17 protein-coding genes are annotated in these 19770 nt (G+C 67.8%); 8 read left to right on the top strand and 9 right to left on the bottom strand.

Annotated features, from left to right (window positions below):
• Position 1 precedes the first annotated feature (1 nt).
• Together AB3347_RS05585 and AB3347_RS05580 are read left to right on the top strand one after the other, a co-directional pair.
• A complete protein-coding gene (locus AB3347_RS05585) occupies positions 2-1504 on the top strand; it encodes an efflux transporter outer membrane subunit (protein WP_369090791.1) in 1503 nt (500 codons plus the stop codon).
• A 132-nt stretch (positions 1505-1636) separates the two neighbouring features.
• Complete coding sequence (locus AB3347_RS05580) at positions 1637-2179, top strand: DNA-deoxyinosine glycosylase (protein ID WP_369090790.1); 543 nt, start codon at positions 1637-1639, stop codon at positions 2177-2179.
• On the opposite strand, the gene AB3347_RS05575 is transcribed toward AB3347_RS05580, so the two are convergent.
• From AB3347_RS05575 to AB3347_RS05565, 3 genes are all read right to left on the bottom strand, one after another.
• Complete coding sequence (locus AB3347_RS05575) at positions 2171-3169, bottom strand: alpha/beta hydrolase (RefSeq protein WP_369090789.1); 999 nt, start codon at positions 3167-3169, stop codon at positions 2171-2173. The genes AB3347_RS05580 and AB3347_RS05575 overlap by 9 nt on opposite strands.
• Before the next feature lie 114 nt (positions 3170-3283).
• Positions 3284-4456, bottom strand: coding sequence for a tetratricopeptide repeat protein (locus AB3347_RS05570; protein WP_369090788.1), 1173 nt, complete (start codon positions 4454-4456; stop codon positions 3284-3286).
• A gap of 72 nt (positions 4457-4528) precedes the next feature.
• Positions 4529-5386: an HDOD domain-containing protein gene (locus AB3347_RS05565; RefSeq protein WP_369090787.1), complete on the bottom strand. Its 858-nt coding sequence runs from the start codon at positions 5384-5386 to the stop codon at positions 4529-4531.
• 166 nt (positions 5387-5552) lie between these two features.
• Between AB3347_RS05565 and AB3347_RS05560 the strand changes: the two genes are divergently transcribed.
• Positions 5553-6122 (top strand): DNA-3-methyladenine glycosylase, encoded by a 570-nt coding sequence (locus AB3347_RS05560; protein ID WP_369090786.1) that lies wholly within the window; start codon positions 5553-5555, stop codon positions 6120-6122.
• A gap of 9 nt (positions 6123-6131) precedes the next feature.
• Here the strand turns inward: AB3347_RS05560 and AB3347_RS05555 are convergent, their stop codons facing one another.
• Together AB3347_RS05555 and AB3347_RS05550 are read right to left on the bottom strand one after the other, a co-directional pair.
• Positions 6132-7856: a methyl-accepting chemotaxis protein gene (locus AB3347_RS05555; RefSeq protein WP_369090785.1), complete on the bottom strand. Its 1725-nt coding sequence runs from the start codon at positions 7854-7856 to the stop codon at positions 6132-6134.
• Between the two features lie 36 nt (positions 7857-7892).
• Positions 7893-8351, bottom strand: a complete 459-nt coding sequence (locus tag AB3347_RS05550; RefSeq protein ID WP_369090784.1) for a cache domain-containing protein — start codon at positions 8349-8351, stop codon at positions 7893-7895.
• Positions 8352-8606: 255 nt separating this feature from the next.
• Between AB3347_RS05550 and AB3347_RS05545 the strand changes: the two genes are divergently transcribed.
• From AB3347_RS05545 to AB3347_RS05525, 5 genes are all read left to right on the top strand, one after another.
• A complete protein-coding gene (locus AB3347_RS05545; protein ID WP_369090783.1) occupies positions 8607-10574 on the top strand; it encodes an acyltransferase family protein in 1968 nt (655 codons plus the stop codon).
• 169 nt (positions 10575-10743) lie between these two features.
• Positions 10744-12156 carry a KamA family radical SAM protein gene (locus AB3347_RS05540; RefSeq protein WP_369090782.1) on the top strand — a complete coding sequence of 471 codons (1413 nt, stop codon included), beginning with the start codon at positions 10744-10746 and terminating at the stop codon, positions 12154-12156.
• Positions 12157-12201: 45 nt separating this feature from the next.
• Positions 12202-13488 (top strand): MFS transporter, encoded by a 1287-nt coding sequence (locus AB3347_RS05535; protein ID WP_369090781.1) that lies wholly within the window; start codon positions 12202-12204, stop codon positions 13486-13488.
• Positions 13489-13585: 97 nt separating this feature from the next.
• Positions 13586-14905, top strand: a complete 1320-nt coding sequence (locus AB3347_RS05530; RefSeq protein WP_369090780.1) for a sorbosone dehydrogenase family protein — start codon at positions 13586-13588, stop codon at positions 14903-14905.
• 189 nt (positions 14906-15094) lie between these two features.
• On the top strand, positions 15095-15583 hold the full coding sequence (locus AB3347_RS05525) for a PEP-CTERM sorting domain-containing protein (RefSeq protein ID WP_369090779.1): 489 nt from the start codon (positions 15095-15097) through the stop codon (positions 15581-15583).
• A 37-nt stretch (positions 15584-15620) separates the two neighbouring features.
• On the opposite strand, the gene AB3347_RS05520 is transcribed toward AB3347_RS05525, so the two are convergent.
• The 4 genes from AB3347_RS05520 to AB3347_RS05505 are packed head-to-tail and all read right to left on the bottom strand — an operon-like array spanning position 15621 to position 19736.
• Entirely contained in the window at positions 15621-15956 is a 336-nt protein-coding gene (locus AB3347_RS05520; protein ID WP_369090778.1) for a hypothetical protein, read from the bottom strand.
• Positions 15957-15959: 3 nt separating this feature from the next.
• The gene (ctaD, locus tag AB3347_RS05515) at positions 15960-18461 is read right to left on the bottom strand and encodes a cytochrome c oxidase subunit I (RefSeq protein ID WP_369090777.1); all 2502 of its coding nucleotides are present in this window, start codon (positions 18459-18461) and stop codon (positions 15960-15962) included.
• Entirely contained in the window at positions 18458-19387 is a 930-nt protein-coding gene (locus tag AB3347_RS05510; protein WP_369090776.1) for a c-type cytochrome, read from the bottom strand. The genes ctaD and AB3347_RS05510 overlap by 4 nt, the downstream gene beginning before the upstream one ends.
• A 4-nt stretch (positions 19388-19391) precedes the next feature.
• On the bottom strand, positions 19392-19736 hold the full coding sequence (locus tag AB3347_RS05505; protein WP_369090775.1) for a cytochrome c family protein: 345 nt from the start codon (positions 19734-19736) through the stop codon (positions 19392-19394).
• Positions 19737-19770: the final 34 nt, after the last annotated feature.

Raw genomic sequence — 19770 nt, 5'->3', positions numbered from 1 at the left:
GATGACAGGCATGATCGCAAGGGGCGTGGCCCCCGCATTGTCCACACTGATGGCAGCCTTGCTGCTGAGCGCCTGCGCCACCCCGGAATTCCGGCAGCCGGCCGTCGAGACCCCGGCCGCCTTCCGCGAATCGCAGGCGCCGGCAGCCGCCGACGTCGCAGGCATCGACGGTGCCCGCTGGAAGAAGGCCGAGCCGGCCGAAGCGCAGCCGCGCGGCCAGTGGTGGCTGGCTTTCAAGGACCCGGCACTCACCGCCCTGGTCGAGGCAGCCGGCGCCAACAACGCCAACCTGGCGGTGGCCGCCGCCCGCGTCAAGCAGGCCAGGGCGATCGCCGGCATCGCAGCGGCGGACCGCGCGCCGCAGGTCGGCGTCGGCATCGGCGCCCAGCGCGCCCGTCCATCGGCCCTGGAAAGCGGCTTGCCGCAGGGCGCGCCGACCCAGCCGGCCACCAGCTACACCGCGAACCTCACCGCCAGCTACGAGGTCGACCTGTTCGGCCGCGTCGCGGCGGGCGTGTGGGCGGCGCGCAGCGATGCGGCCACCTCCGAGGCGAACTACCGCTCGGTGCTGCTGGCGCTGCAGGCCGACGTGGCGCAGACCTACTTCCGCCTGCGCGCGTTTGATGCCGAACTGGACACCGTGGCGCAGACCGTGCGCCTGCGCGAAGAAAGCGTCAAGGTGACCCAGCGCCGCTTCGACCTGGGCGACATCGGCGAATTCGATTTGTCGCGCGCCCGTACCGAGCTGGCCACCGCCCGCGCCGAGGCGATCGGCCTGCAGCGCCAGCGCGCCACCGCCGAGCATGCGCTGGCGGTCCTGCTGGGCAAGCCGGCGTCGCACTACGTGGCCGGCCTGAGCCCGCTGCTGGATGCGGCGGCGCTGCCGGGCATTCCGGCCGGCCTGCCGTCCTCGCTGCTGGAGCGCCGCCCCGACATTGTGGCCGCCCAGCGCACGATGGAGGCGGCCAATGCCCGCATCGGCGTGGCGCGCGGCGCGATGTTCCCGGCCCTGACCATCAGTGCGGCGGGCGCCGGCGTCGGCGGCGCCTTCTCCGAAGTGTTCAAGTGGAGCAGCCGCTCCTGGGTGCTGGGCCTGCTCACCTCGATGCCGATCATCGACGGCGGCCGCAATCGCGCCAACGTGGAACGCAGCGAGGCGGTGCTGGAAGAAACGGTGGGCGCCTATCGCCAGAGCGTGCTCGCGGCCTTCGCCGAGGTCGAGGACAACCTGGCCGGCCTGCGCATCCTGTCGGGGCAGACCGAGCAGATCGACGCGGCGCTGCTGTCGGCGCGCCGTTCGGCGGACCTGGCGCAGAAGCTGTACGAGGCCGGGCGCTCCAGCTACCTCGAACTGCTCGACGCCCAGCGCAACCTGGCGGCGGTCGAGCGCACGGCGGTGCAACTGCGCGGCAACCGCGCCGTCACGACGGTGGCGCTGATCCGCGCGCTGGGCGGCGGCTGGGATGCCCCCGCCGTCCCGCAGGTGGCGCTGGCAAGCCACTGATCGATTCACCTGCCAAGCTGTTGCCCTTTGCGGCGGTGCGCGCGAGCGCCCGCCGCTTTTTTTCGGTCTCGATGAAACGGGCAGCCGGCCACCCTGGCGCGGCGCCAGTACCGGCGCCGCTACAATGCCGGCATGACGACCGCATCATCTTCCACCCTGACCGGCCTGGCGCCGGTCATCGATGCCGGCGTGCGCATCCTCGTGCTGGGCAGCTTTCCCGGCGCGGCGTCGCTCGCCGCAGCGCAGTACTACGCCCATCCGCGCAACCAGTTCTGGCGCTTGATCTCCGCCGTGATCGGCGACGACCTGGCCGCGCTGCCCTATGCCGAGCGCCTGCCGCGCCTGCTGGCCCACCACGTCGGCCTGTGGGACGTGCTGGCGGCCTGCGAGCGCGAAGGCAGTCTCGATTCCGCCATCCGCAAGCCGGCCGCCAACGATTTCGCGCGCCTGCGCGTCTTGTGTCCGTTGCTGGAAACGGTGGGTTTCAACGGCCAGGCATCGGGAAAGTTCGCCCCGCAGTTCGCGGCGCATGGGTATCGCACCGTGGTGCTGCCGTCGAGTTCTCCGGCGCACATGGCGATGACGTTCGAACAGAAACAGGAGGTCTGGCGCCAGTTGGCCGCCGGACCGGACAGCGGGCGGCAGGCGTCGCCGCCGCAGTCCTCCTTATTCTGACATCGCCCTGGAGATCGCCGCCAGCGAGCTGTCGAAGCGGTAGGGGATGTTCAGGTGGCTGTCTTCGAATTCCTCGTGGACAAAGGGAATGCCGCGCTCAGCCAGCTTGTTGCAGAAGATGCGGGCGCCGTACTGGAGATGGAATTCGTCCATGCTGCCGGCGTCCAGGTAGAGCAGGCGCAACGAACGTAAGGCGTCTTCGTGGCGTCCGACCAGGTGCACCGGGTCCCATTCCAGCCAGCGCGCCCACACGGCATCGATGATTTCCGCCGTGTGCGGCTCGAAGGGCAGGTCGAAGCCGTGCGGCGCTTGCGGATTCGGCGAGTAGCAGCTCGCCATCGCCAGCGTGTTCACCGCGGCGCGATAGCCTGCATCGCGCGGCCGCAGCGTGTGCAGGTTCCGCAGCAAGCCATCCAGCCCGCCCAGCTTGCCGATCGCGCCGGCATACTTCACGAAGGCCGGCTTGTAGCAGAGTTCGAAATACAGGTCGCCGCTGTGCGAGGCCGCCAGGCCGAACACGTCGGGATGGCGCATCGCCTGGATCAGCGCGCCGTAGCCGCCGGAACTCTTGCCGGCGATGGCGCGTGCGTCGCGCGTCGCGCGGGTGCGGTAGCGGGCGTCGATCCAGGGCACCAGTTCGCCCACCAGGTGATCCTCGTAGCGGCCGGTCGCGCTCGAGTTGATGTACTGGCTGCCGCCCAGGCGCGTGAGGCAGTCGGGCATCACGAGGATCATCGGGCGGATCGTGCCGGCGGCGATCAGGCGGTCCATGCGCTGGGCGATGGTCTCGTCCCCCGGCGTATCGTTCAGGAAGACGGTGCCGCGGCCGTTGAAGCCGGCCAGCAGGTAGACGGTGGGATAGCGCATGTCCGTGTCGGCGTCATAGCCGGGCGGCAGGTAGACCGGCACCTGGCGCAGGGCCGGGTCGCCCAGCGGGTTGTTGAAGAGGACGCTGCTTGCGAAGTTTTCGACGACAATTCGGCCGGACAAGATGGGTACTCGAGCAGACTGAGGAAGGGCGGATGAGGCAGCCCGGTTGGCGGTGTCACGAGTATAGCAGCGCAGGCCTTTCCTCATCCGGAAGGCCCGTGCCTTCTCGCTGCTTCAGCGGATCAGCGTCCCCGTCCCCGCGCTCACCCGCCGCAGGTAGGCCAGCTTGGCCGAATACGCCTGGCGATTTTCCTGGCGCGTGCTGGTGTCGACCGCCTTGGCGATCTGCTCGCGTGCGTGCTTGACGTCGCCCAGGCGCAGGTGGGCCACGCCCAGCCAGAAGCGGAACTCGTCGTTGTAGGGCGCGCGCTTGACCTCGCGTTCGAACAGGCGTTTGGCCTTGTCGTAGTCGCCCTCGCGCAGGGCCAGCGTGCCCTGCTCGAAGAAGTAGTAGGGCGGGAAGGGCTCGATGCCGGCGATACGCTGCCCCAGCGCCTGCGCCTCGCCGTGCTTGCCCAGCGCGGCCAGCACCGGCTGCAGGTTGCGCATCACCATCACGTTCTCGGGCTCGCGCTCGAGCGCCGTGCGGTAGGTCTGTTCGGCCAGCGCGGCGTCGCCGTGGCGGTCGTAGATCACCGCCAGCGTGTTCAGTGCCGCGACCATGCCGGGGCGCTTGGCCACCGCCGCGCGCGCCCACCAGTAGGCGTCGTCGATGCGGTCCTGCACCAGCATCTCGGCGGCGCGGTTGTTCAGGTACAGGGCACTGATGTCGTCTTCGTCCAGTTCGCGCGCGCGCAGGCGCGCGGCTTCGTCCTGCGGGATGAAATCGACCACCAGCGCGTCGTACTGGTCGGTGCTGCGCGTCCCGACGTCCGGGCGGTCGCCCAGGCTGATGTTGACGTGCGCGCTGCCCAGGTACAGGCCGGCGCTGCGGCTCCAGGTGCTGTCGGCGTCGACGCTGCGGAAGCGCACCGGCATGCCCAGCTCCCTGGCGAAGGCCGCGGTCATGATCACCAGCGACAGGCAGTTGCCGGAGCGGTCGGCATAGGTCTGCGCCGCCGTGCGGGTGCGCGAGGATTCGTATTCGAGCCTCAGGTCGGTCTTGCTGTACAGTGCCTCGACCAGGCCGTGGCGCTGGCCCTTCTGGCGCAGATGCCGGGTGAAGGCCTGGCTGGTCAGGTAAGAGCGCATCTCAGGGCTGAGGGTGAACAGGTCGTCGGCGCCGACCTTTTCGGACGGCGGCACGAAACGTGCGTCCGCGAGCGGGGGAAGGGGCACGGCGGGCGGCTGCACGCTGGCGCATCCCGCCAGCAGGGACAGGGATAGCAGGATGGCGATGCACTTCATGACTTGCTCCGGTGCGGTGTAATTACAGGCTGAAGTATCTGCCTGTACCGGAGTCATGTCAAAGGAGAGCTCTTACTCTTCGTGGAAGGCTTCGACCAGTTCGTCCAGCAGCTCTGCCGTTTCTTCGTCCGACAAGCCGAGGTAGGCGCAGGCGGCGGCGCCGCCCTTGTTCCATTCCAGCGACTCGGCATGGCCCTGGTAGCGGCAGATCGCGCTCTCGGCCAGCAGCGACAGCGCCACCAGCGAGCGCACCGTGCCCGCGGTGGCGGCGTCGTCCAGGACCGCGACATCGTGGTGGTGCAGGATGGCCCAGCCGACGTCGCCCGACAGGCCCCAGTTGCGCGCCAGCAGGCAGCCGACCGCGGCATGGGAGGTGGAATGGCGTTCGTCCTCCAGCGCGGTGAACGGGCGCGCCGTCTCGAGGGAAGCGGCGGCATGGGTCGCGGCATAGTCGGCGAAGCGCTCCATCAGCAGCGGCACGCCGGTATCGCAGAACAGGCCGAAGGTATGGGCCACGTCCGCTTCGCCGATGCGCAGGCGGCGCGACAGGAACACCATGGCCTGGGCGCGCCGGGTACTGATATCCCAGAAGCTGGCCAGCGCGGCGCTGTTGGCCGGAATCGCCTGGCGTGCCAGCAGGCCGGTCATCAGGGCCGCCACCTGGTTGATACCCAGGAACAGGATCGCCTGCTCGACCGACTTGGCCTTGCGGCGGCCGCCGTAGATCGCCGAATTGGCCAGCTTGAGCAGGGCGCCGGACATGCCGACGTCGCTCGCCACGATCTTGCCGATCGCTTCCGGCGACGGATCGTCGGACGCCAGTTCGCGCTGCATGTCGGCGAGCAGGCTCGGCCGGGGCGGGATGCGGATCGACTTGATCAGGGCATCGACCTGGTCGAGGTGCGGAACGGGATCGGCGACGGTATTCATGGGGGCAGGCGGGAGAGTTGCGAGAGTGAAACGAACTACCGTGCCACTATACCCCAGGCCTTATTTTATTGCAGCAAAGCAATGTAAAAGCCTTGTCGTCGAAACCATATTCTGTGTCAATTTCACCAAAGCGACGCCCGGAAACGGGCCGGGTTAGAATCGGCGCATGGCCATTTCGACAATAGCGGGAATCGATTTTTTCCAGCCGGCGGAGATCGTCGCACGCCAGCTGATCGGCGTGACAGTGCTGGTGGACGGGATCGGCGGACGGATCGTCGAGACCGAAGCCTACGACCGCGAAGACCCCGCCTCGCACGCCTTTTCCGGCCCCACCGAACGCAATGCGGCGATGTTCGGGCCGCCCGCCCATGCCTACGTTTATCGCTCCTACGGCATCCACTGGTGCCTGAACTTCGTCTGCCGCGAGGAAGGCCATGGCGCCGGGGTGCTGATCCGCGCGCTCGAACCGCTCGCCGGGCTCGACGAGATGCGGCGCCGGCGCGACGCCCAGGACGAGTGGCTACTGTGTTCCGGCCCCGGCAAGCTGTGCCAGGCGCTCGGGGTGACGCGCGCGTTCAACGGCAGCTCGATCGCGCTGCCGCCCTTCCAGCTGGAAGCCGCGCCGCCGGGGCTGGAGATCGTGACCGGCCCGCGCATCGGGATTTCCAAGGCGATGGACGTGCCCTGGCGCTTCGGCCTGGCCGGCTCGCGTTTCGTCAGCCGGCCGTTCCGCTGAGCCGGGCCGTCAGGCCTGGCGCCGGCGCTGCGCCTTGGCGCTAATGGCAGCAGGCAGGGCCGCCACCGGACGGCAGCGCATCGGGCTGCCCGTCGCGCGCCGCTCCTGCAGGCCGTGGAAGCCTTCGTCGCCGTCTTCGTCCCCGGCCGCTTGGCCCTCGCCGGCGTCTTCGATGGGGGCGGCTTCGCCGTCGATCTTGAAGATCGAGACCGCCTTGGCCAGGTTGACGGTCTGCTCGTGCAGGCTTTCGGCCGCCGCCGCGGCCTGTTCCACCAGGGCCGCGTTCTGCTGCGTCATGCCGTCCATCTGGCCGACCGCCTTGTTCACCTCGGCGATACCGTCGGCCTGCTCGGTGCTGGCGACGCTGATGCGGCCGATGATGTCGTTTACCTGCCGCACCGAAGCGACGATGTCGCCCATGCTGGCGCCGGCCTGGCTCACCGAGGCGCTGCCGTCCTCGATGATCTTCACCGAATCCGCGATCAGGGTCTTGATTTCCTTGGCCGCCCCCGCCGAGCGCTGCGCCAGCGTGCGCACTTCGGCCGCCACCACCGCAAAGCCGCGTCCCTGCTCGCCGGCGCGCGCCGCTTCCACCGCGGCGTTCAGCGCCAGGATATTGGTCTGGAACGAGATGCCGTCGATGACGCTGATGATCTCGACGATCTTGCGCGAGCTGGCCTGGATCGATTCCATCGTCGCCACCGCACGGCCGACGGCCTGGCCGCCGTTCGAGGCCAGCTGCGCCGCCTCGGCCGCCAGGTCGGATGCCAGCCGCGCATTGTTGGCGTTTTCCTTCACCGCGGTGGTCAGCTCTTCCATCGTGCTGGCGGTCTGCTCGAGCGAGCCGGCCTGCATTTCGGTGCGGGTCGACAGGTCCAGGTTGCCGCTCGCGATTTCCTTCGAGGCGGTGTCGATCGAATGCACCGAATTCAGGATACTGTGCAGCGCGCCGTTCAGGCGCACGATCGAGTGGTCGAGGGCGCGCGAGGTGTCGGCGATCTCGTCGCGTCCGTTGCCCGGGGTGCCGGACGGGTGCAGGCGGCCTTCGGCCAGGTCGTGCACCACGGTGGCGATCGAGCGGATGTCCGACAGCATGGCGCGCCGCACCAGCATCGTCACCGTCAGCGACAGCCCGATCGACAGCAGCACCAGGCCGGCCATGGTGATCCCGAGCGTGTGGAATTCGGCATTGGCGGCGGCGTGCGCCTCGACGCTCAGCTTCTTTTCCAGGGCGGCCAGGTTCTGCAGGCCGCTGTCGAGCGCCACGAACTGTTTCTCGGCCTTCTGCATCGAGTTGGTGGCGATCGACTGGTCGACCTGGGCCAGCTCGATGGTCTCGCCCACCAGCTTGCGGTAGCTGGCCAGCGCCGCCAGCGAATTCTCGATCGGCGTGCGCTCGGACGGTTCGGCGAGCTTGGCCAGCTCGCCGAGCTTGGTGCCGATCGCCGCATGTTTCTTGTAGATGTCGGCGGTCAGGGCGTCCAGGCGTTCTTTTGCAAAGCTGCCGTTCACCCAGGCCAGCAACTGGTAGATGTTGGCATGTGCGAAGCGCGCTTCACCCGCCACGTCGGCCACGGCCTGTAGGCGCGCGGCGCGCACCTGCACCATGTGCTCGAGCGAGGCGTTCTGGCGCACCATGCCGTAATAGGCGCCCGCCGACAGCATCGTCAGCAGCACCAGCACCAGGCCCGGGGCCAGCAGGAGTTTCGGGCCGATCCTCAGTTTGTTCAGCATGCTTTGACTCCGGGCGTGGACGGGTGGTGACCGGGATTATTTCTTGTAGATGCCGACTTCCAGCACCACGTCGTCGACCCGCTGGATGAAGGTGGTCTTCGGCTCGATCTTGCCGCTGGTCGGGTTCTTGTACTGGTAGTCGACCCAGCCCTTGCCCTTGGCGGCAGCCAGCTCGATGATCTCGCGGCGGTACTTCTTGCCGTTCGCGTCCGGCACGTCGGTCAGGTCCTTGCCGACGATCGAGGGGTTGTAGGGGTGGGCCAGCACGATGCCGGTCTTCAGGTCGCGGATGTCCATGTACAGCTCGCCCTGGACGTATTCCGCATCCTTGGCATTGATGCGTTTCATCATCTCATCCTTGCCCTTGGCCTTGACCAGGGCCACGCCGCGCTCGACCATCGCGATGGCGTCCTTCTCGGTCGGGCTGTTGGCAAGGGCAGGGACGGCGGCGATGGCCAGGCACAGGGCAGCGGCGGTAGTGGCGAACAGTTTCATGTTGACTCCTCAGTTGGAATGTTCTGGGACCAATATTGCTAAAGTGCATTGGCAAATGTACCGGGCTGGGATTGGTAGTAATTGCGATGGCGCAATGGCCTTGCGCAGCGTCGTAGGAAGGTTTCACATTGGTGTCAGTCAATGCCGACCCTTTCCTCATTCGGCACCCTTGGAAAGATGTGTTGGTTTTCAGTACAAATGTTGTTCTTATGAAATTTACTAATGTAAAATCGATAGTTTTGTTGACGAGTTAGCATGAAGCTAGAGAAACAGATTCCTTACGGGGATTCGCCTGCGCCTGCTGGCCCCACGCACCTGGCCTACCGGCGCGACATCGACGGCCTGCGCGCCATCGCCGTGCTGGCGGTGGTCTTGTTCCACGCCTTCCCCACCGTCCTGCGCGGCGGCTTCATCGGCGTCGACATCTTCTTCGTCATCTCGGGCTTCCTGATCTCGAGCATCCTGCTGCGCGAGCTCCAGCATGGAACGTTCAGCTTTGCCGGCTTCTATGCGCGCCGCGTGCGCCGCATCTTCCCGGCCCTGGTGCTGGTGCTGGCGGCCTGCCTGGCCTTCGGCTGGCTGGCCCTGTTCCCCGACGAATACCAGCAGCTCGGCAAGCACGTGGTCGGCGGCGCCGGCTTCGCCGCCAATTTCTTCTACTGGGCCCAGGTTGGCTACTTCGACACCGCGGCCGACACCAAGCCGCTGCTGCACCTGTGGTCGCTCGGCATCGAGGAACAGTTCTATATCCTGTGGCCGGTGATCCTGCTGCTGGGCTGGCGCCTGCGCGCCAACCTGTTCGCGGTGGCGGCCATACTGGCGCTGGCGTCCTTCGCACTCAACGTCGGCGGCATCGCCGGCCATCCCACCGCCACCTTCTATTCCCCGGCCAGCCGCGCCTGGGAACTGCTGCTGGGCGCAGGCCTGGCCTGCCTGCATGCGCGTGCCTCCGCCGCAAGCCGGCGCCTGCCGGTCCCCGGTCCGAACCTGCTGTCCTGGCTGGGCGTGGCGCTGCTGGCCGCGGGCCTGGCGTCCATCACGCGCGCCAGCCAGTTCCCCGGCTGGTATGCGCTGCTGCCGGCGCTGGGCGCGCTGCTGCTGATCGCCGCCGGGCCGCAGGCCTGGTTCAACCGCGTGGTGCTGTCGAACCGCCCCATGGTATGGGTCGGGCTGGTCAGCTACCCGCTCTACCTGTGGCACTGGCCGCTGCTGTCCTTCGCCCAGATCATCGAATCGCGCGAGCCGGCGCCCGCAATCCGCGCCGGGGCGGTGCTGCTGGCGCTGCTGCTGGCCTGGCTGACCTACCGTGTGGTGGAACGCCCGCTGCGCGGCGGCGCCGCGCGCTGGAAGGTCGCGCTGCTGTCGGTGCTGATGGCAGCCTGCGCCGCGGTTGCCGGCTACATCTACCTGAACGAAGGCCTGCCGACCCGCAAGGTGGTGCAGGACAACCTGGCCAACCAGAAGGCGCTGGTGGTGGTCGAGGACAAGGCCAACGCCGCGGCCTGCAAGAAGCGCTACGGCTTCGATTCGATGTACGAGTACTGCCTGCAGGCCGATGCGGTGAAGGATCCGACCGTGGTGCTGCTCGGCGACAGCCATGCCTACCACGTGGTCGCCGGCCTGACGAAGTATTACGGCAGCGTGGGCGAGAACCTGCTGATGCTGGGCACCCGCCACCCGTACTGGGGCCTCGATCCCGAGGCCGATCCCTACCAGCAGGCAACCCAGCCGATGCTGGAACTGGCCCTCGGCATGCCCTCGGTGAAGACCGTGGTGTTCTCGACCCACCTGCGGTTCGGGACCAATCCCGACCAGCGTGTCTGGGTGGACGCCGCGCGCGACACCTTCCGCCGCTTCATCGCGGCCGGCAAGCAGGTGATCTTCATGAACGACGTGCCGATCATCGGCTTCGACCCGCGCTCGTGCATCAAGCGCGCCGGCGTCGCTTCGTCGGCCACGCGGGTGCCCTGCGCGATCACGCGCGCCGAATGGGAACAGCAGGTCGTCCAGCATCGCCAGGTGCTGGCTGGATTCGCGCGGGAGTTCCCGCAGATCGCCTGGTTCGATTCGTCCACTGCGCTGTGCGACAACCATCGCTGCCAGGCCATGATCGACGGGCGCCTGATGTACCGCGACGCCAATCACCTGAGCTATGAGGGCGACCTGCTGGTGGGCTCGCACTTCGCCGAGTGGATGCGGCAACGGGCGCTGTCCAATCATTGACCCGTTCTGAGTCTTCATTGTTTTAGCTCCCGCTATAGGAACAATCTGATTGATTGACGGCAATTTTCCATGATTTCCACCGCGTAAGATGAATTCTTCCCGGCAACGCTGCACTTGTGCGCTCGCTGTCAGCCGGTTCTTTCATCCCCACGTATCCTGGAGAATTCCCGTGACCACGACCGAATCGACGCCCTCCAAGTTCAAGCCCTATACCCGGCAGACGATCCACACGGCGCGCCAATGGCAATGGCTGACGCCGGAGCTGCAGGAAGCGGTGCAGGTGGTGTCCCACGTACTGCCGTTCCGCGTGAACGCCTACGTGCTGGAGGAGCTGATCGACTGGGACAAGGTGCCGGACGATCCGATCTACCGGCTCACCTTCCCGCACCGCGACATGCTGCCGTCGAACGAATACGCGCAGCTGCGCGACCTGGTGCTGTACAAGAAGGACGAGGCGGCCATCGCCAGGCTGGTGCATGGCATCCGCATGCGCATGAACCCGCACCCGGCCGGGCAGATGACGCACAACGTGCCGCGCGTGAACGATGCGCCGCTCAAGGGCCTGCAGCACAAGTACAAGGAAACCGTGCTGTTCTTTCCGAGCTCTGGCCAGACCTGCCACGCCTACTGCACCTTCTGCTTCCGCTGGCCCCAGTTCGTCGGCATGGACGACATGAAGTTCGATGCGCGCGAGTCCAGCGAGCTGGTGTCCTACCTCGAGACCCATCCCGACGTGACCGACGTCTTGATCACCGGCGGCGACCCGATGATCATGAACACGCGTTCGCTGGCCGAGTTCCTCGAACCGCTGCTCGAACCCAACCTGGCCCACATCCAGAACATCCGCATCGGCACCAAGTCGGTAGCCTACTGGCCGCAGCGCTTCGTGTCGGACAAGGACAGCGACGACCTGATGCGCCTGTTCGAGAAGGTGGTCAGGTCCGGCAAGAACCTCGCGATCATGGGCCACTACAACCATGCGGTCGAGCTGCGCCATCCGATCGCCCAGCAGGCGGTCAAGCGCATCGTCGGCACCGGCGCCACGCTGCGCATGCAGGGCCCGCTGATCCGCCACATCAACGAAGACCCGAAGAGCTGGGCCGAGCTGTGGACCACCGGCGTGCGCCTGGGCGCCATCCCGTACTACATGTTCGTCGAGCGCGACACCGGCCCGCGCGACTACTTCGCGCTGCCGCTGGCGCGCGCGCACGAGATCTTCCAGGAGGCCTATTCCATGGTGTCGGGCCTGTCGCGCACCGTGCGCGGTCCGTCGATGAGCGCCTTCCCCGGCAAGGTGGTGATCGACGGCGTGGTCACGATCAACGGCGAAAAGCTGTTCGCGCTGCAGTTCCTGCAGGCGCGCAATCCGGAATGGGTGCGCCGCCCCTTCTTCGCCAAGTACGATCCGGACGCCACCTGGCTCGACCACCTCAAGCCGGCCTTCGGCCGCGACAAATTCTTCTTCGAGCAGGAGAGCGGCGGTCCCCTGCGCGGCCCGGGCGGGCGCGTGATTCCTCTGGTGCCGGCGGGGCAGGGCAGCGACGGCAAGCCCGGCGATCACTGCGCCCAGGACGCGGCCTGAGACCAGACCGGACACGCTCCCCGGGAACCGATCGAGACCTGGCCCATGCAGGACTCCGCCACCACGCCACGCCTGTCCGGGGTGGCGGTTTTTTTCTACGTGTTCCTGCCGTTCGCGCTGGGGCACTATCTATCCACGCTGCTGCGCAACGTGAACGCGGTGCTGGCTTCGCACCTGGTGGGCGCGCTCGCGCTCACCCCGGGCGAGCTGGGCCTGCTGACCAGCGCCTTCTTCTTTGCCTTCGCGCTGGTCCAGCTGCCGATCGGGATCGCGCTCGACCGCTGGGGACCGCGCCGGGTGCAGCTGGCGATGATGCTGGTCGGCGCCATCGGCGCGTTGCTGTTCTCGCGCGGCAGCGGTTTCGGGCAACTGGTGGTGGCGCGCGCCATCATGGGCTTCGGCCTGGGCGGCTGCTTCATGGCGGCGGTCAAGGCGGTCTCCACCTGGATCGCCCCAAGCAAGCTGCCTTCGGTGCACGGCTACCTGATCGCGGTCGGCGGCCTGGGCGCGGCCACCGCCACCATGCCGGTGCGCCTGGCGCTCGAGTACACCGACTGGCGCGGGCTGTTCGCCATCCTGGCCGGGCTCACGGCCTGTTCCGGCCTGCTGATCGCGTTGCTGTACCCGCGCGACACGGGGACGCAGACTTCGCGCGGGCCGCTCGGCCAGGCCTTGCGCGACGTGTTTCGCGCGCCGGTGTTCCGCACCACGGCCTCGCTGGTGCTGATTCCGCATGCGGTGTTCTTCGGCATCCAGGGCCTGTGGATCGGGCGCTGGCTGACCGACGTCGCGCGTTTCCCGGACGACGCGGTGGCCTACCTGCTCTACATGGGCATGGCCTCGGTGATCTTCGGCGCCATCGCCGTGGGCACGATCACGGAATGGGCGGGCAAGCGCGGCATCGCCCCGCTCGACGTCGCCGCGGCCGGCATCGGCGTCTTCCTGCTGGTGCAGGCCGCCTTCGTCGTCAGTTACGCGCCGAGCTTCCAGCTGCTGTCGGTGCTGTTTACGCTGGTCGGGACGATCACCGGCATCGAGTACGCGATCATCGCGCAGTCGATGCCGCGTGAGCTGACCGGGCGCGCGGCGACCTGCCTGAACCTCCTGATCTTCATCGGCGCCTTCGTGGTGCAGGCGGGATTCGGCTTGATGATCGGGCTGTGGACGGCCGACGCGGCAGGCCACGCTCCCGCAATGGCCTACCGCGTGGCCTTTGCGGTACTGGTGCTGGTGCAGCTGCCCGGACTGGCCGGCTTCGTCATGCGGCGCCGGCGCCAACGCAGGGCCGACACGGCTCCCACGGTCGACGAGGGCATGGCGGTAACGTCCTGAAGGCCGGGTATTTCTCGGGTAACGGACGGCGCGATGTGCCCGGACTGGCTAATATCGTGCCAGAATGGACGCCGTCCGTCGTTCCCGGGAGAGCACCATGCGAGACCCCATCCTGCCCCGCCTGGCCGCGGGCGCCATGCTCCTGCTGCTTGCCGCCTGTGCCGAACAATCCATCTTGCCGAGCGGCGCCGACGTCGGCCCGCAGCCGACCATCAAGGCGCCGGTCAGGCGCCTGATCCCGACCGTCGACATCGCACCCGCCAGGGGCTGGCCGCCAGGCGGCGCCCCGCGCCCCGCCGCCGGCCTGGCGGTGAAGGCCCTTGCGTCCGGCCTCGACCACCCGCGCTGGCTGTACGTGCTGCCCAACGGCGACGTGCTGGTGGCCGAAACCAATGCGCCCGAGCGGCCCGAAGACCGCAAGGGCATCCGCGGCTACGTCATGGGCAAGGTGATGGCGAAGGCCGGCGCCGCGGTGCCGAGCGCGAACCGCATCACGCTGCTGCGCGATGCCGACGGCGACGGCGTGGCGGAGCTGAAGACAGTCTTCCTGAAGGGCCTGAACTCGCCCTTCGGCATGGCCCTGGTGGGCGACATGCTGTACGTGGCGAACACCGACGGCATCGTGCGCTTCCCCTACCGCGAAGGCGACACCGCGATCGGCGCACAGCCGCAGCCGGTGGCGCCGCTGCCGGGCGGTCCGTTGAACCATCACTGGACCAAGAACATCGTCGCCAGCCCGGACGGCCGCCGGCTGTACGCCACCGTGGGCTCGAACAGCAACGTCGCCGAGAACGGCATCGACAAGGAGGCCGGCCGCGCCGCCATCCTCGAAGTGGACATCGCCACCGGCCGGACGCGGGTGTTCGCATCGGGCCTGCGCAACCCGAACGGCATGGCCTGGCATCCGCAAAGCGGCGTGCTCTGGACCGTGGTGAACGAACGCGACGAGCTGGGCAGCGACCTGGTGCCGGACTACCTGAGCTCCGTGAAGGAGGGGGGCTTCTACGGCTGGCCGTACAGCTACTACGGCAAGCATGTCGACGAGCGCGTCACGCCGCAGCGCCCCGACCTGGTGGAACAGGCGATCGTCCCGGATTACGCGCTCGGCGCCCACGTGGCGGCGCTCGGCCTGGCCTTCTATACGGGTGCGCTGCTGCCGCAGTTCGAGAACGGCGCCATCATCGGCCAGCACGGCTCCTGGAACCGCAAGCCGCTGGCCGGCTATAACGTGGTCTATGTGCCGTTCAGGGAGGGCAAGCCGGCCGGGAAACCGGTCGAGCTGCTGACCGGTTTCGTGGACGGGAATGGCGATGCGCTCGGGCGCCCGGTCGGGGTGGCCATCGACAAGCGGGGAGCGATCCTGGTGGCGGACGACGTCGGCAACGTGGTATGGCGGGTGGCGCCGGTCGGCCGGTAGTTCCCGGGCCGCCCTCGTCAAGGCCGAGATCGCCACGCAGCAAATTGCCCTGTCGGGATCTTTTACAGTCGAGCAGGGTGTATTGACGAGGGGGCTGCAAGTAGTTGAATTTTATAACGTTTGCGTAGTGGCATGGCTTTTGCTAAACCCGTTCTGCACTGCCAACTCGACAATAAAACTAGGGATATCATGAAAAAAGCACTCGCCGCGCTCGCATTAGCTACGTTCTCGCTGGCCGCCCAGGCGGTTCCAACTTTCGTCGGCGCATACCAGGTCAACGACGGTCCGGCCTGGGTGGTCAATCCGGAAGTGTATTCCGCGACGGAAGCCGCCGCACTGATCTTCGGTGGCAAGGCGTCCGATTATTTCATTTCGATCGTCAATTCCAGGGACCATACCACGATCACGCATACCGGTTGGTATGACGGCTGGGGCGAGCACTGGGGAATGGAGTTCGACGAAAACTACAAGCTCGATCTCGGCGCGCCTGGCTACAACACCCCTGGCGGTGCTCAGAGCGCCCGCTCTGCTTTTGTGCAGGATGGCCTCGGCAGCCAATTCGTGAATTACGTCTGGCGCGCGGATGTCGCGGCGGCTGTACCTGAACCAGCCTCCCTCGCGCTGATTGGCCTGGGCGTTCTCGGCTTGGCAGGCGCTCGCCGCCGTCGCACTTCCTGATCGGCCCTGCGCGTGACGCCGAACGCACGCCGATAGCTTACGCGCAGCCGCCCGCCAGCAGGAGCGGCAAGCCGGTCCAGGTAATTCCCACCAGCGCCAGCAGGGCCGAGAGGGCCGCCGCCCAATCGAGCAGGCCGGCTGCGGCGCCGGCGCCCGGGCGCAGGATCGCGCGCTCGCGCCAGGCCAGCCACAGGCATAGCCCGAGCGCCGCCGCCGTTGCTGCCCCGAGCAGCATGCGGTCCGGCCCCTCCGTGCGCATCGAGGCCGGCGTGCACTGCGCCGCCGCCAGCAGGTAGCAGAAGGTGAAGTGGGTTGCCCAGACCAGCAAGGGCAGGGTACCGCGCAGGAGCTGCCGGAAGAAATGGTCGTGCATGATTTACTCCATCAGCAGCGGCAGGACCTGCACCAGCGCCATGCCGGCGATGCCCTGCAGCGTCGTGTAGTGCCACAGCAGGGCCACATTGTCGAGCGTGGCGCGGCTGTGCTCTCCCAGGTGGCCGCGCCAGGCGCGCAGGCACAGGTAGGGACCGGCGATCGCCAGCACCACCACGTGCAGGCCCTGGTAGCTGAGCAGGGCGCCGATCGCGGCGGCCCAGGCGCTGGCCGTCGGGTCGAGGCCGGCGAACTGGTGGCCGCGCAGGTCCAGCAGGAAGGCGGCCGTGGTGCAGCCCAGCGCCAGCAGCACCAGCCAGGGCAGGCGCCGCTTGCCGAGCGCGCGCACCGCCAGCAGCATCGATGCCGAGCTGGCCAGCAGCAGGCCGCTTGACGCCAGCTGCCAGGGCAGGGCCGGCAATGCCGCGCCCGGCGGCGGGCAGACCAGCAGGCGCATCGACACGTGGATGTAGGCGTAGCCGAAGGAGGCGAAGATGCAGGCATCCACGACCAGCATCACCATCGTGCCCCACCACGACTGCGAGGCCGTGGTCTTGGCATTCACCGGCAGCACCAGGTCGTCGGCCACGCGCGCCTCCTTGATGGGCGGCTTGCGGTCCGACTGCCACAGCCAGGCGATGGTGCCGCCCACCGCCATCAGGCCGAAGATCCAGGCCAGCAGCATCGCCTTCACCGTCAGCAGCAGGAAGAAGCCGGCGGTGCCGAGAGCGGCGATCACGGGCAGCCAGCTGTCGCCGGGCAGCACCATCAGGTAGCGCGGTTCGGCGCTCACCGGACTGGTGGCGATGGTTTCGCGCAGGCCGGTGGCGGTTTGCGGGAGGTAGTGCTGGCCGCGCTCGACTTCCGCGGACAGGGTCGGCTGGTCCCACAGCGGATTGACCGAGCTGATGCGCGGGATGCTGCGGTTGCCGTAGGACTCGGAGGGGAGCCATTCGAGCGTCGGCGCGTTCCAGGGATTGCCGACCTCTTTCTCGGGCCGGCGCAGGGTGCGCACGGCGTCGACGATGAACAGCAGCACGCCGAAGGCGAACACGAAGGCGCCCGCGGTGGACAGCATGTTCAGGAAATCCCAGCCCATCTGCGCATCGTAGGTGTAGACCCGGCGCGGCATCCCGTACAGGCCCGTGATGTGCATCGGGAAGAAGGACAGATTGAATCCGCCGAACATCAGCCAGAACACCCAGCGCGCCATGCGCTCCGACAGGCGCTGGCCCTTGACCAGCGGGAGCCAGTAGTACATCGCCGCGAACACCGGGAACACCATGCCGCCGATCAGGACGTAGTGCAGGTGGGCCACGATGAAGTAGGTGTCGTGCACCTGCCAGTCGAAGGGAATCACCGCCACCATCACGCCGGTCAGCCCGCCCAGCACGAAGATGAACATGAAGCCCATCAGGAACAGGGCCGGAGCGTGCATGCGCACGCGGCCGTTCCACAGCGTGGCGATCCAGGCGAACACCTGGATGCCGGTCGGGATCGCCACCGCCATGCTGGCGGCCGAGATGAAGCTCATCTCCAGCACGCCCAGGCCGGCCGTGAACATGTGGTGGGCCCACAGGCCGAAGCTGAAGAAGCCCACCCCGACCAGGGCCACGATGATGGCGCGCCGTCCCACCAGCGGGGTGCCGGCGATGGTCGGGATCATGGTCGAGACCATGCCGGCGGCCGGCAGGAAGATGATGTAGACCTCGGGGTGGCCGAAGAACCAGAACAGGTGCTGCCACAGGATCGGGTCGCCGCCGCGCTCGGCGATGAAGAAAGGCCAGTCGAAGGCGCGCTCCAGTTCCAGCAGGGCGGTGCCGGCGATCACGGCCGGGAAGGCGAACACGATCATCACCGCCACCACCAGCATGGCCCAGGCGTACACCGGCATGCGGCGCAGCGTCATGCCCGGCGCGCGCGTAAACAGGATGCCGACGATCAGCTCGATCGCGCCGGCGATGGCCGAGATCTCGATGAAGCCGATCCCCAGCAGCCAGAAGTCGGCGTTCAGGCCGGGCGAATAGGTGTTGCCGGTATTGGGCGGGTACATGAACCAGCCGCCGTCCGGCGCCAGCCCGACGAAAATGGTGCAGAAGAAGGCCAGGCCGCCGAACGCATAGGCCCAGAAGGCGTAGGCCGACAGGCGCGGAAAGGGCAGGTCGCGCGCGCCCAGCATGTTGGGCAGCAGGTAAACCGCGATCGCCTCGACGATCGGAATCGCGAACAGGAACATCATCACCGTGCCGTGCATGGTGAAGACCTGGTTGTAGGTGCCGGGGCTGAGCAGGGTGTTGTCGGGCACGGCCAGTTGCACCCGCATCACGAGCGCCAGGATACCGGCCAGGATGAAGAACAGCAGCGCGGTGCCGATGTAGAGCAAGCCGATGCTGGTGTTGTTCACCGAGGTGAAGAAACGCCAGCCGGTGGGCGTGCGCCAGACTTCCTTCAGGCGCTCGAATTCGCCGTCCGGACGTGGCAGGGAGTTGGGAAGCTGGCGCGTCATTTCAGGTGCTCGAGGTAAGTGGCGAGCGCGTCCAGCGTGGCGCGGTCGAGGTCCGGCGAGCCGGGCATGAAGACGCCGGGCTTGCTTGCCTGCGGGTCGGCGATCCAGCCCGACAGGTTCTCGCGGTGGGTGCGCAGGACGCCGGCGCCGATGTGCATGCGGCTGCCGACGTGGGTCAGGTCGGGGCCGAGGCGCGCGCCTTCCGCCACGCCGCGGATCGTGTGGCAGGCCTGGCAGCGCTGTTCCAGGAAAGCGCTGCGGCCGCGTTCGAGGATCGTATTGTCCGCAGCCAGGGCAGGCTGGGCCTGGCGCGCCAGCCAGGCATCGAAATCCTGCGGGAGATGGGCCACCACGTGCAGCGCCATCTTCGCGTGCTGGGCGCCGCAGAATTCGGCGCACTGGCCGCGGTAGATGCCGGGCTTGTCGGCGCGCAGGTTCAGGCCGGTGACGCGGCCCGGCACCATGTCGCGCTTGCCGGCCAGCGCCGGCACCCACAGGCTGTGGATCACGTCGGCCGAATTCAGGCCGAGGTAGACCGCGCGCCCGGTGGGGATGTGGATCTCGTTGGCGGTGACGATGTCGCGTCCGGTCGCCGGATCGTGGTAGCGCACTTCCCACCACCACATCTTGGCGGTCACCGAAATGGTGAGCGCGTCGCGCGAGGTTTGCGGCGCCAGCTGGGCGCTGCGCCAGGTGCTCCACCCCAGCAGCGCGGTGAGGACCACGACCGGGAAGGCGATGCCCCCGCCGCCGATCCACAACAGGGCGCGCGCCGGCCGTTCGCGGCGCCGCAGGCTGAGGAACAGCAGCGCCATCACGGCGGCCAGGATCAGGGCGCCGGCCCCGAACAGTACCCAGGCGAACTGGCTGATGACGGCGGCGTCCCAGCCGGCCGGGTGCAGGACCGATTGCAGGTGTTGGTTCATGGGCTCACCTCAGGGTGTACAGGAAGGCCGCCATGTGGCGCGCCTCCTGGTCGGTGAGGCCCATCGGCGGCATCTCGGTGCCGGGCTTGACGGCATGCGGCACGCGCAGCCAGCGCACCATGTTGGCGGGCTGGTTGGGGATGCCGCCGGCGATGTAGCTCAGCCGGCCGATGTGGTCCAGCGCCGGCCCGTCGCCGCCGGCGGCCCCCTGCACCCCGGGAATCGCGTGGCAGGCGCCGCACTGGTACTGCGTCACCAGGCGCAGGCCTTGCTGCACCTCGCCGCCCGGGACGATCGAGCGCGGCGCGTCCTTGCACCCGGCGAGCAGTGCGGCGCAGGCCAGCATCATGCCGAGACGCTGTGTGTTTTTGCGGACGATATCG

The sequence above is a fragment of the Massilia sp. X63 genome (genome assembly GCF_041023745.1).
In the GTDB taxonomy this organism is placed as follows: Bacteria; Pseudomonadota; Gammaproteobacteria; order Burkholderiales; family Burkholderiaceae_D; genus Telluria.
The sequence above is the reverse complement of the archived record's forward strand: the minus strand, read 5'-3'. Positions and strand labels throughout refer to the sequence as shown.